The sequence below is a fragment of the Pseudomonas sp. MAFF 730105 genome (genome assembly GCF_055380705.1).
Genome location: NZ_AP018438.1, coordinates 5,149,547 through 5,162,349, shown reverse-complemented (window position 1 = coordinate 5,162,349; position 12,803 = coordinate 5,149,547). Strand labels below are relative to the sequence as shown.

12 protein-coding genes are annotated in these 12,803 nt (G+C 62.0%); 1 reads left to right on the top strand and 11 read right to left on the bottom strand.

Translation table 11 applies throughout. The annotated features are described in order from the left end of the window. Positions 1-228, top strand: a complete 228-nt coding sequence (locus PCOSP_RS22545; RefSeq protein WP_139647776.1) for a hypothetical protein — start codon at positions 1-3, stop codon at positions 226-228. 110 nt (positions 229-338) lie between these two features. Here the strand turns inward: PCOSP_RS22545 and PCOSP_RS22540 are convergent, their stop codons facing one another. From PCOSP_RS22540 to PCOSP_RS22490, 11 genes are all read right to left on the bottom strand, one after another. Further along, positions 339-3,365, bottom strand: coding sequence for a multidrug efflux RND transporter permease subunit (locus PCOSP_RS22540; RefSeq protein WP_464709548.1), 3,027 nt, complete (start codon positions 3,363-3,365; stop codon positions 339-341). A 13-nt stretch (positions 3,366-3,378) separates the two neighbouring features. Beyond that, positions 3,379-4,527, bottom strand: coding sequence for an efflux RND transporter periplasmic adaptor subunit (locus PCOSP_RS22535; RefSeq protein ID WP_139647780.1), 1,149 nt, complete (start codon positions 4,525-4,527; stop codon positions 3,379-3,381). 151 nt (positions 4,528-4,678) lie between these two features. After that, positions 4,679-5,776 (bottom strand): DUF1513 domain-containing protein, encoded by a 1,098-nt coding sequence (locus PCOSP_RS22530; RefSeq protein WP_175384707.1) that lies wholly within the window; start codon positions 5,774-5,776, stop codon positions 4,679-4,681. 2 nt (positions 5,777-5,778) lie between these two features. Continuing rightward, positions 5,779-6,843: an imelysin family protein gene (locus tag PCOSP_RS22525; protein ID WP_464709546.1), complete on the bottom strand. Its 1,065-nt coding sequence runs from the start codon at positions 6,841-6,843 to the stop codon at positions 5,779-5,781. Positions 6,844-6,869: 26 nt separating this feature from the next. Then, positions 6,870-8,306, bottom strand: coding sequence for a di-heme oxidoreductase family protein (locus tag PCOSP_RS22520; protein WP_175384708.1), 1,437 nt, complete (start codon positions 8,304-8,306; stop codon positions 6,870-6,872). A 232-nt stretch (positions 8,307-8,538) separates the two neighbouring features. Next, positions 8,539-9,879: a sensor histidine kinase gene (locus tag PCOSP_RS22515; RefSeq protein WP_139647788.1), complete on the bottom strand. Its 1,341-nt coding sequence runs from the start codon at positions 9,877-9,879 to the stop codon at positions 8,539-8,541. A gap of 65 nt (positions 9,880-9,944) precedes the next feature. Beyond that, positions 9,945-10,382: a Spy/CpxP family protein refolding chaperone gene (locus PCOSP_RS22510; protein WP_139647790.1), complete on the bottom strand. Its 438-nt coding sequence runs from the start codon at positions 10,380-10,382 to the stop codon at positions 9,945-9,947. A gap of 293 nt (positions 10,383-10,675) precedes the next feature. Then, positions 10,676-11,353: a response regulator transcription factor gene (locus PCOSP_RS22505; RefSeq protein ID WP_139647792.1), complete on the bottom strand. Its 678-nt coding sequence runs from the start codon at positions 11,351-11,353 to the stop codon at positions 10,676-10,678. Positions 11,354-11,360: 7 nt separating this feature from the next. Further along, complete coding sequence (locus PCOSP_RS22500) at positions 11,361-11,771, bottom strand: SH3 domain-containing protein (protein WP_055137744.1); 411 nt, start codon at positions 11,769-11,771, stop codon at positions 11,361-11,363. 113 nt (positions 11,772-11,884) lie between these two features. Continuing rightward, entirely contained in the window at positions 11,885-12,184 is a 300-nt protein-coding gene (locus tag PCOSP_RS22495; protein ID WP_139647795.1) for a YciI family protein, read from the bottom strand. A 1-nt stretch (position 12,185) separates the two neighbouring features. Then, positions 12,186-12,782, bottom strand: coding sequence for a septation protein A (locus tag PCOSP_RS22490; RefSeq protein ID WP_139647796.1), 597 nt, complete (start codon positions 12,780-12,782; stop codon positions 12,186-12,188). Positions 12,783-12,803: the final 21 nt, after the last annotated feature.

Genomic DNA, 12,803 nt, shown 5'->3' with positions numbered 1-12,803 from the left:
ATGAAACTTGAAATTGCTAGAGGTGTGTTTTTGGTTGGAGCCCTGGCAGTTGCATCGATGGCGGTGGCTGTGTGGGAACAGCCCCGTTCTCAGGTACTCAGTGCCTCCAACTCTGACGCTCACTGCCCCTTACCACGGGTGGCCAAGGCCAGCGAGGTCATCCGGCCGGATAATGACCTGTTGCTGTTCATGTTCAGTCTTTCCCAAGGCGTGAGGCCACAGAGTTGAGAGTTACGGAGCCCAAATAAAGGCTGCCTTCGGGTAGCCTTTTTTATGTCTGGTTACTTATTGGGAAGGCAATTGTGGTGATGTGGCGAGGGGATCCTCTTCAATAGGGGTCAGGCTTTATCCGGCTTGGCCAGCAGCGTGTAGATGCAAGGCAATACGAACAGCGTGAACAGGGTGCCAATCGACATGCCGGTGGCGATGACCATGCCGATGTCGAAGCGGCTCACCGCTCCGGCGCCGGTGGCCAGGATCAGCGGCACCATACCAAACACCATTGCGGCAGTGGTCATCAGCACCGGCCGCAAACGAATCGACGCGGCTTGCTCCACGGCTTCCCGTGGCGTCAGGCCCTGTTCCTTGCGCAACTGGTTGGCAAACTCAACGATCAGAATCCCGTGCTTGCTGATCAGGCCGATCAGCGTCACCAATCCCACCTGGGTGTATATGTTCATGCTCGACCAGCCGAGGAACAGCGGAATCAGTGCGCCGCAAATGGACAGCGGTACCGTCACCAGGATCACCAGGGGGGCACGAAAGCTCTCGAACTGGGCAGCCAGCACCAGGAAAATGATCGCCAGCGCCAGGGTAAAAGTGACCCACAAGGCACTGCCTTCCTGGACGAACTGACGCGAGGCCCCGGCGTAATCGAAGGCAAACCCTACCGGTGCTTCTTCATGGGCGATCTGGCGGACGGTCTGGATGGCCTCGCCCATGCTCACGATGGGGAAGCCGGAAATTCTCACCGCATTGAGTTGCTGGAACTGATTGAGTTGCCGCGGGCGGGCCCGGTCGCTGACCTTGATCAGCGTCGATAGCGGTAGCGATTCACCCTTGGCATTTTTCACGTAGTAATTGTTCAACCAGGCAGGATTGTCCCGGAATGGCCGTTCGACCTGGGCAATGACCTTGTAGCTGCGCCCTTCGAGGGTGAAGCGGTTGATCTCCGACTCCCCCAGCAAGGTGGCGAGGGTTCCGCCCAGGTCCTGCATCGAGACGCCCATCTGGGCTGCCTTGTCACGATCGATGTCGACGACGACTTCGGGCTTGTCGAAGGCCAGGTCAATGTCCATGAACGCGAACTTTCCGGTTTCCACTGCGCGTTTCTTGATCCTCTCGGCCACTTCCAGAAGCGTCGCGTACTCCTTCGGGGAGTTGATCACGAAGTCAAAGGGCAGGCCTTCACCGGTGCCGGGCAGGGAAGGGAGGTTGAAACCGAAGATCTGCAGGCCCGGGATGCTTTCCAGCTTGGCCTGGACATCAGGCAGGATTTCCATCTGGGTGCGGCTGCGTTCGTTCCAGGGCTTGAGCAGGAAACCGCCGATGCCGGATTGCACGCCGTTGTAGCCGTTGATCTGGAACGAAGAGTAGTACTCCGGGAATTCCTTGAAGATTTCGAGGAAGTGGCCCGTGTAGGTGTTCAGGTAGTCGAGGTTGGTCGGCTGCGGCGCCGTAGCCATCATGAAAATGATGCCCTGGTCTTCGTCGGGAGCCAGTTCGGACTTGGTAAACATGAGCAGTACCGGAATCAGCAACAGAACGATCACGGCGAACACCAGCACCACCGGCCGGGTATTGAGCGTGCCATGAAGCATGCGCTGGTAACGGGTCTTCAAGCGTTCGAAAACCATGTCCAGTCGATGGGCCAGCCCCGAAGGGTTCTCGTCGTGGCGCAGCAGCATGGCGCACATCATGGGCGACAGGGTCAGGGCGACGATCCCGGAGATCACCACGGCCCCGGCCAGGGTCAGGGCGAACTCCTTGAACAGGGCGCCGGTCAGGCCTTCGAGCAGGCCGATCGGCGCATACACCGCCGCCAGCGTGATGGTCATCGAGACCACCGGCATGGCGATTTCCCGAGCACCTTCCAACGCAGCATCGAACGGGCTTTTGCCTTCCTCGATATGCCGGTGGATGTTCTCCACGACGACGATGGCGTCGTCCACCACCAGGCCGATGGCCAACACCATGGCGAGCAGCGTCAGCAGGTTCATCGAGTAGCCCATCAACTGCATGAAGAACATCACGCCGATCATCGACAGCGGGATGGTCACCACCGGGATGAGTACCGAACGCAGGGCGCCGAGAAACAGGAACACCACGACGATGACGATCAGCACCGCTTCGAACAGGGTTTTCACCACCTCATCGATGGATGCCTGGATGAACAGGGTCGCATCGTAGGCAATCTCGGCCTTGAGGTTCACCGGCAACTGGGCCTCCATTTCCGGCATGATCTTGCGCACTTCCCGGATCACATCCAGCGGGTTTGCGCCGGGCGTGGCCTTGATCCCGATGTACACCGAGGGCGTGCCACCGAAGGAGCTGATGGTGTCGTAGTTCTCGGCACCCATTTCCACCCGGGCCACATCCCGCAGCAAGACCCGGCTATCACCGTCGGTCTTGAGCGGTATCGCGGCAAAGGCCTCGGCGGATTTGAGTTCGGTGTTGGCATTGATGCTGGTGACCACGTATTCGCCCTTCACCTCGCCAGCCGCCGAGAGAAAGTTGTATTGGCGCACGGCGTTGGTCACGTCGGCGGCGGTCAGGCCGAATCCGGCGAGCTTGGCGGGGTCGAGCCACAGGCGCATGGCAAAGTCCTGGTTGCCAAGGATTTCCGCTTCAGCCATGCCCGGGAGTGTCGCCAGCTTGGGCTGGATCACCCGTGACAGGTAGTCGGTGATCTGCGGGTTGTTCAGTTCCTTGCTGAAAAAGCTGATGTACATCAGGGCCGAGGCATCGGCGGCTTCCCGGCTGAGCACCGGGTCCTCGGCATCCTGGGGCAGTTGGTTCTTGACCTCGTTGGCCTTGGCCAGCAGTTCGGTGAAGAGCCGGTCGCTGTTGGAGCCGATGCGGGCGTGGACTGATATCACCGAGAAGTTCTGGCGGCTGACCGAAGTCATGTAGTCGATGCCCTCGGCGCTGGCCAGGCTCTGCTGCATCGGCTGGGTGATGTAGCCCTGGATGGTCTCGGCGTTGGCCCCCGGGTAAGCGGTGGTCACCGTGATCAGGGCGTTTTCCATCTGTGGGTACTGGCGCAGGGGCAGCTTGCTCCAGGCCTGGAAGCCCAACAGCACGATCAACAGGCTGACCACGGTGGCGAGCACCGGACGGCGGATGAACGGATCGGTAAAAGCCATGGGGATTCCTTGATCAGTCCGCGCGGCGCGGGCTGTTCTGTTCGGTCAGGGTCTTGTCGTCGCTGATGGCGATGTGGGTACCGTTATCCAGTCTGATCTGGCCGGCGATCACGACCTGCTCGCCGCTCTGTATGCCCTTGGTAACCAGCACCAGCCCGTCACGACGTTCGCCGGTCTCGACGAAGCGCCGTTCGACAATCAGGACCGGCTGGCCCTTGTCGTCCTTCTCGACACTGCCGTCGGCGGCTTTTTTCTGTGTGACCACGTACATGGAGTTGCCATAGAGGGTGTAGGTCACGGCACTCTCCGGCACGACAATTCCGGCCGCCACGTCCGGCAGGATCACCTGCAGGTTGGCGAACATGCCGGGCAACAGCTTGCCATCGGGGTTGGCGAGGGTGGCGCGTACCAGCACATTGCGGGTGCTGTCCTCGACCTTGGGGTTGATGGCACTGATGGCGCCGACGAACGTCTGGCCGGGGTAGGCCGAGACGCCGACGTTGACCGATTGGGCAACAGCCAGCCTTGGCACCGTTTGCTCGGGGACGTAGAAGTCGACGTAGAGGCTGCTGAGGTCTTGCAGGGTGGCGATGACCGTGCCGCTGGCAAGGTAGTCGCCGACATCCACCTGGCGAATGCCGATGGTGCCGCTGAACGGCGCGACGATGCGTTTCTTGTCCAGAGAAGCCTTGAGCTGATTGACCGTGGCCTGGTTCTTTTTCAACTGCGCCGAAAGTCGGTCGAATTCACCCTTGGAGATCGCCTGGCTGCCCACCAGTTGCCGGCCGCGGCCGAAGTCCAGTTGTGACAGGCCCAGGTCGGCCTCGGCGGTTTCCAGCAGGGCACTTTCGACCTCGCTGTCCAGTTGCAGGAGCGGCTGTCCGGCCTTGACCTTCTGTCCGGACTGGAACAGCACCTTCTGCACGGTCCCGGCAATCTCCAGGCTCAGGTCCACGCCTTGCAACGCCTTGAGACTGCCAACGGTAGGCAGCCGGCTCTGCCAGGGCTGCTCGGCGGCACTGGCCACGGCAACACCGATGGGTGGTTTCGGTACAGAAAACGACTGGATCTGCTGGTAGATGGAGAAGGCCTTGTAGCCGCCCAATAACAGCACCACCAACAGGACAACACCCAACATGATCAGCATGCGGCGTCGCAGCATGTTCCACTTCCTTGGACAGGCGTTTAAAAAGACATTCAGGCCGGCACATTACTCTGAGTGTGCGGGTGATTCCAGATCCTGCAAGGCCTACGTCGCGTAGGAATATTCCTGAAATACAGGGGGCTGCATCGATAGCTTCGCCCCCATTCAATCAGGCCAGATGCAAATGGTTGTCCCAGAGCCCCGCCGGCAGGTCCAATGGTTTTGCAACCAGTTGGGCCTGTCGGCAATCGTAATAGCGGCAACGCCCCTGACCCGAGGTCACGACGAAGCCATCCGCCACCGCACCCACCCCGGCGCAATCCGGCAGAGGGGCATCCAGGCGGACTTCACCACTGTCCAGGTCCCAGATGAAAAAGCGATTGCCACGAGGGGCCGTCAGGGCGACCAGGCGCAGGTCGCTGTGCACGGCGACGCTGGCGGTGTAGTGCCCCATGGCTTGCAATTGCTGTTCGGCCACCGGAAACGCCTTGAAGGGCTGGCCCGGACGCTTGATCGCCACCAGCTCCGAGGATTCGTGGGCGTCCCCCATGAACTGCTGGCCGGAAACGATGGTGCCGTCACTGGCGATGCCCAGGTGGCGCACGCTGTTCATCTGCTGGGGGAGGGTCTCCTTGCTCAACAGCGTGCCATCGCGCTGCATGAGCACCAGGCTGGGCTCCATGGCGTCGAGGTTCATCTCGACCCGGCTCTCGGCTTCGGTGCGGATGCCGCCGTTGGCCACTACCAGGGTTTCGCCGTCGGGCATCCACGACACCTGGTGCGGGCCGATGCCGTGGGTGGGGATTTCGCCGCTGTGCACCAGCCGATCGCCTTCGAAGCGGTACACGCCCAGCAGGCCGCGTCCGGGATCCGAGGTGTCATTCTCAGTGGCGTACAACCACTCGCCGCTGCGGTGGATCACCGCATGGCCGTAGAAATGCCGGTTCGGCAAGGACGTGATGGTCTGCAGCAATGTCCCGTCGCGCAGATCGATCAGGTAGCTTTCGGTGCCCGGGCGACGGGCAACGAACAGCGCAACCGGCTGCGATGGATGATTGACGATGTCATGGCAACGCTGGTCGACCTGGGTGGCGAACACCCGTGTGCCGTCCAGTCGATATCCCACGGCGTAGTGCTTGCCATCGCCATCGTCCCGTGCCGAAAGCAGCAGCGCAGGGGTGTCCTTTTGCTTGAACAGCGTCCAGCCACCCAGGGTAACGGCGCCGAGCAGCAAGCTGCCCAGTGCCAGAGCCTGACGTCGAAACATGATCAGTCACCGTCGTTGGCATTGAAGCCCAGTTGGATGCCCAGCGCCTTGGCCAGTTCGCCTTCATGCAGGCGATGGACGACGTTGAGGCTGTCGTACAAATCATTGAGCTGCTGACGCCCGGCGTCGTCGTTGAGCATTTCGGTCAGCGAACGCTGGGTGCTGGCGAACAGCTTCAATGAGGCGTCATAGGCGGCGTCGATCTTGTCGGCCAAGGGCTTCTGGTCGCTTGGCAACAGACCGCGCAGGCCCTTGTTATCCACGCCGACCCAGACCGTCTTCGCCGCGCTGAGGCTGGCTTCCAGGCCTTGCAGCGACGACTGGCTGCGCCAGGCGTCGGCCTGGAAAGGTTGCGGCACGCCTTTGGTCTGACGGCCCATCGGGGTGCCGAGTTTCTTCTTCAATGTGTCGAGAGCAGTGACCTGGACCCGCAGCAGATCGGCGATCGCTTCGTGGGAGTCGGCGTAGCGCTGGTTCGGGAACTTGCTCATCTGGGCGAGCATGCCGTCGTTGGTGTTCCAGCGCGACAGGATCTCTTCGGCCAGTTGCTTCTGACGTTCACCGATGGCCATCAGCAGTGGGCAATACTTGGCTTTCTGCGCGCTGTCGGCCATGTCGATCTTGGCGTCGAACAGCAGGTATTCGTAGGCCGAGAGGCCTTGGACCACGACGCTGGATTTGGCCAGGGCGGCGGCGTCGATCTGTGGCTGGCTTTCGACCAGTTGCTCGACCTGACGGCCCACCAGGTTTTTCTTGTCCGGCCAGAACTGTACCTGCCAGGCGCGGTTGCCCTCGGCCAGCGGACCGATCAGCAGCGGTTGTAGCTCGGCCCAGGCCTTTTGTGCCTTGAGGAAGTCGGCGCGGGCGGTGTCCAGGTTTTCCTTGCCTTGGCAGAACGCCAGGGCGCTGCTCGCCAGTTGCCGGTCGGCATCGACCCAACGGCTGTAGGTCGGCAGGATCACTTGCTTGGCGATGGCGGCCGACGTGACGGCTTGCGGGTCCTGCGGCGAGCAGGCGCCGAGGGCGATGGCGGCGAGGCTGGTGAACAACAGCTTGGGACGGAACATGTCGGACTCCCGTTTCGGAAAATTGTTTAAAGGGAATTCAGGAAAGCCAGCAACGCGGCGCGTTGCTCGGCATTGAATGCTAAAACCTGGCGCTGTGCCGCTTGCGCTTCACCGCCATGCCACAGCACGGCTTCGAGCAGGTTGCGGGCGCGCCCGTCGTGCAGGAATTGGGTGTGGCCGCTGACGGTTTCGGTCAAGCCGATACCCCACAGCGGCGGGGTCCGCCAGTCACGGCCACCGGCCTTGAATTCGCTGCGGTTGTCGGCCAGGCCTTCGCCCATGTCATGCAACAACAGGTCGGTGTAAGGACGGATGACCTGGTTCGCCAGCTCCGGCTCGGCGGCGTTCGGGGACGTGGTGTATTTCGGTGTATGGCAGGACTGGCAACCGACCTGGAAAAACAGATTCTTGCCGGCCAGCACCTGGGGTGAACCCACGTCCCGGCGCGCCGGTACGGCCAGGTTGCGACTATAGAACAGCACCAGCCGCAGGATGTTGTCGCTCACCTCTGGTTCGCCGTCCGGGCCGTTGCCATTGGGCGCGCGCTTGCAATCGACCTGGGCCTCGGTGCAGTCGTCGAACGGCCGCAGGCTTGTCGTCAGGCCCATGTCGCCGGAGAACGCGTGGACGTTCTGCTGGTTGAGGTTGGGTTGTCCGGCTTTCCAACCGAAACGTCCCATGACGGTTTTCTGCTGGGCATCGTCCCAGACCTGATTCGGTCGACCGGCAATGCCGTTCTTCTCCCGCGCCTGGGCCGCGGCGTTCGCCAGGATGGCTTCATCGGGAATGGCTTCCAGCAATCCCAGGCCGATCATCGGCGGCGCGACCCGGGCGGATAATCGTGTGTCAGGGTGCATCGGACCGTAGCCCAACTGGCTGATCTGCAGGCTCGGCTTGCGCAGTTCCACCACCGTGCCGTCGTTGAAACGCACCGGGACAGGCGCGTAGTCAACCCGCACCTTGCCTTCCGGGGCGACGCCGGGGACGGACATATCCTGTAGCTGCCCGCCGTAGACCGGCTCCGGCACCACGCCCAGGTGCTCGATGACCTTGGCGTAGGGCGGCGCATCGGGGATCGACAGGCGCACCAGCATCGACACCGCATTGGCCGCGTCCGGCATTGGCGGATGGCCGCGACCGTCCTTGATATGGCAGTTCTGGCAGGCATTGGTATTGAACAGCGGCCCGAGGCCATCCCGGGCAGTGGTGGTCGACGGTGCGATCACCCAGGGGCTGCGGAAAAAACTGTTGCCGACGCTGAAGTCCACGCGCCGCGAAGGCGGGAGGTTGGCCGAGGGCAGGGAGAATGCGTTCTGGTCGGCCTTGCGTACCGTCGCGGCGCCGCCAGACCGGGCTTCACCGGGCTCGGCCTGGGTAAAGCGCGGCGCATCGTCGCAGGCACTCAGGCCCATGGCCGTGGCCAGTGCCATGAACAGCGCGCATAGAAGAGGCAACGACGGCATCGAGCATCCCGGAAGACGAGTGAAACGAGGGCGCAAAGTCTAACAGGATGGGGGACTTTGAATAAGAGGAATTATCGTTTGGTTTTGGGGCGGCAGTCCTGTCGCCACAATCCCTGTGGGAGCGAGCCTGCTCGCGAGACGATGGTTCAGTCGATGATGATGTTGACTGACACGACCCTTTCGCGAGCAGGCTCGCTCCCACAATTGTTTTGCGGTGACTGCGGGCATGGGCTTAAGGTTGGACAACGGCCCCCGGCACCAACGGCAGTTCCAGGCTTGCGATGAACCCGCCCCCGGGATGATTGGCCAGTATCAACGTACCACCGTGGCGTTCGGCGGCACGGCGCGCAATGGCCAGACCAAGGCCATGACCGGCGGCAGTCTGGCCCGGCGCACGATAGAACGGCTCGCCCAATTGGCCCAAGTGTTCGGCTTCCACGCCCGGGCCATGGTCGCGCACACTCACCATGACTCGTTCGCCCTGGCGCACCGCGCGCATTTCGATGGGTTGTCCGGCGGGATTGAAGCGCTGGGCGTTGCGCAGCAGGTTGTCTACTGCTCGCTCGATCATGGTCGGCCAGCCCTTTAGGGTCAGGTTCGGCTCGGCGTTCAGTTGTACGCTTTGCTCGGGAGAGGCCAATTGCGCATCTTTTTGCAGGGTGACCAGCAAGCCATTGAGGTCCACGTCTTCGGCGCTGGCGTTGTCGGCATCGACCCGGGCCAGTACCAGGATTTCACTGATCAACGCTTCCAGGCGATCGCATTCGCGGGTCAGGCGCGGCCATAGCGCTTCGCGCTCCTGGGGGCCGGCCCGCTCCGCCAATGCCAGGGCGATGCGCAGGCGGGCCAGGGGCGAGCGCAGTTCATGGGACACGTCCCGCAGCAACTGTCGCTGGCTGCCGATCAGGCTTTGCAAGCGCGCGCCCATGCGGTTGAAGTCTGTCGCCAGTACACCGAATTCGTCGCGGCGGTTGGCCAGTTTGGCGAGGCTGTTCTGTTGGTAGGTGGTCTGTCCCAGGTCATGCACGGCGCCGCGCAGTCGGTTCAACGGGCGAGTGATGGATAGGGTCACCAGCAGACTGAACACGGTCAGTACCACCAGGGCGATCCCCAGGGCACTGAGGGGCCAGAGCAGGCTGTCACGGTGCCAGGCGTCCAGCTCGGGATGGGGGATGCGGTAGATGAACAGGTAAGTGTCGCCGGTCTTGGCGCTGGTGAACTCGTCGGTCAGGCGCCGCCAGGGCAGGCGTCGGTCGTCGTTGTTCTGTCGTGCCTCGAAGGCGGCTGCGCGATGGGGAAACGTGCCGCGCACCACCGGGTCGCCACTCTCGTTGAACACCTGAACGTCGATGTGATACTGGCGTTTGCGCTGCTGCAGAATATCCTGGGCGGCGTCTTCGCCCTGGCTTTCGTAGGTTTGCGTCCACTCTTCGGGCAGGGTGTTGAGCCCCGGATGGCGGCTGAGAATCCAGGCGTCCTGGTTCAGCATGTGCCCCAGCAGGATGGAGAGCCCAGCAACCAGCGTGATGGCCAGCCAGAAACTGGCCAGGATGCGCCAGAACAATGAACGCACGGTAAATCCTCGAAAACAGGGAAAGCCCAGCGGCGCGCAGCCGCTGGGCTGGGGGGATCAGCGCATTATTGCGCTTTTTGCGGCTGTTGCGCCTTCCAGGCCTTGAACTCCGCCCACTCGGCGCGACGCTCGGCCTGTTTCTTCTGGATCGCGTCGAACTCTTTTTGCTGCTCGGGTTTCAACAGACCACGGATCTGGGCGTCGACTTTCTGATGGCGGGCTTCCATTTCATCCTGCATGGCCTTCTGGTCGGCCGGCGACAGTTTCGCCAGGTATTTTTCTACCAGCTCCTGACGTTCATGGCGCTGTTCGCCCATGATCCTGCGGATCTGCTGACGTTGTTCGTGGGTCAGGTCCAGTTGGCTGTACGGGCCTCTGTCGTGCATCTGGCCGCCGTGACGCGGGCCGTCCATCGGCCCCATCGGACCAGCGCCTTCCGGCATGGCCATGGCCACGGTTGGCAGGGCGGCAGCGAACATCAGAGCGGTAAGGGTCTTGCGCATGGTGTGTCTCCTTGTCTCGTTCCCGGTCATTCCGGATGTGTGCAGATTACGGAGATCAAGGTCAGCGGCGGTCAGGGGTGGGTAAAGCTTGGGTAAAGAGGTTTTGGCGCGATCCTGACAAAAAGTCAGTGAAGTGAATGGTTTCTTTGTGGCGAGGGGATTTAGCGAAACGTCGCACCGCCCCGTTGGGGTGCGAAGCGCCCCCAAGTCTGTCTGCCACCGCGTGACATCAGATAGATCTTAAGGGGGCTGCTGCGCACCCCAGCGGGGATAAATCCCCTCGCCACAGGGGGTTAGAGGCTGTAGTAGTAACCCCGGCTGCGCAACGCCACGATGCGCGGGCGGCCGTCGGGATGGGGGCCGATTTTCTTGCGCAGGTTGCTCACGTGCATATCGAGGCTGCGGTCGTACAAGGTCAGCTTGCGGCCCAGGGCGATCTGCGCCAGCTCCTGCTTGTCCAGCGGCTCGCCCGGCTGCTTGAGCAGCGCTTCGAGCAGGCGGCTCTCGGACACGGTGAGGGTCTGTTCCTGTTCATCGATGCTGACCACACCACGTACCGGGCTGAAGGTCAGGTCGCCCAGTTCGATCTGGCTGGACACCGCCGTCGGATGACTGCGGCGCAGCACGGCGCGCAGGCGGGCGGTCAGTTCCCGTGGGTCGCAGGGTTTGGCCAAGTAGTCGTCGGCGCCCAGTTCCAGGCCAAGGATGCGGTCCAGCGGCTCGCCGCGGGCCGACAGCATCACCACCGGCAGTTCCGGATGGTCGTTGCGCAATTGCTTGAGCAATTCCAGGCCACTGCCGTCGGGCAGCATCACATCCAGCACCACCGCCGCCGGAGCGGTTTCGGTCAGGGCTTTGCGGGCACTTTGGCCATCGTGGCAGGCCCGTACCTGGAAACCTTCCTGACCCAGCCAACTGCCGAGGAGCTCACACAGCTCCTGGTCATCATCAATCAGTAACAGCTCGCTCATGAATCACTCAATTTAGCCATTGCCGACGCTGTCTACGTCCACCGCTGGCAAAGATACCGCAGAGTAGGGCCAATAGCGCTACCCCGGCGCCAATGACGAACCATTGCTGTTGATCAGTCAACAGGCGCGGCAGCGGGCTTGACTGGGCTTCCTTGAGTTGCAGCTTCAGGCGCTGGTTCTCCTGGCGCAACCGGCTCACCAGTGCGGTTTCACGCTCGCCGTTGGCGTTCTGCAATTGTTGGGTCAGTTCTTCGCGCAGGCGTTCGCTGTCTTTCAAACGTTGCTGCAGCTCGGTGATCTGGCCGCCTGCGCTCAGGGACAAGGGGGTCGAATGACTGCCCTCGGTGCTTTCTTCGCCATGGGCAGGTGCCCCGATCGACAACATGACCCATAACAGGCACAACGGACCTTTGCGCATTGTCACTCCTGAATTCCAATCGAGACTAGACAGATTAGACAGGTTGTCGGCAGGCAAACGGGAACAATGAGCAGTTGAGAGCAATGAGCCATGAAGGCTCATTGCTCCGCGGGTTACGGCAGGACTTGCTTGAACGGCTTGACCACGACATTGGCGTAGACGCCGGCGGTCACGAACGGATCGGCCTCGGCCCAGGCTTGTGCGGCGCCCAGGGAGTCGAACTCGGCGACGATCAGGCTGCCGCTGAACCCTGCGGCGCCAGGGTCATTGCTGTCCACCGCAGGGTGCGGGCCGGCCAGCACGATACGGCCTTCGGCCTTGAGCTGCTGCAGGCGCGCCAGGTGTTCGGGGCGGGCGGCCAGGCGTTTTTCCAGGGAGTTGGCGACGTCGGTGGCAATGATTGCGTAGAGCATGTCAGTCCTCGGTTTTTTGCGTGGGGGTGTCGGCATCGTGCAGATGACGGGACAGGTAGATGCCCTGGCCGATCAGGAACAGCAGCGTCATGCCCAGGCTGCCGAAGACCTTGAAGTCGACCCAGTAGTCCTGGAACGTGAACGCGACGAACAGGTTGGCGCCGCCGCAGAACAGGAAAAAAGCGATCCAGGCGATGTTCAGGCGGGTCCAGATCACGTCCGGCAGACTGACGGCATGACCCATGATGCGCTTGATCAGCAGGCTGTCGCCGATGAAATGACTGCCGATAAAGGCCAGGGCGAACAGCCAGTTGACCACCGGCGCTTTCCATTTGAGGAAGGTGTCGCTGTGGAAGGCCAGGGTCAGGCTGCCGAACACAAGGCAGGCAATCAGGGTCAGCCACTGGCTTTTTTCCAGCTTGCGCTGGGAGATGAACAACGCGCCGTAGACCACCAGGGAACTGATGATGAGCACCGCGGTGGCGCTGTAGATACCACCTACTGTGAGGGTCTGACCGGCAATGTCGACGGTGCGAGGGTCAAGTTTATAGGTGATGAAAAACAGCAGAAGCGGGATGAAGTCGATGAATTGTTTCACAATGGCAGCCAGAAGCAGGAT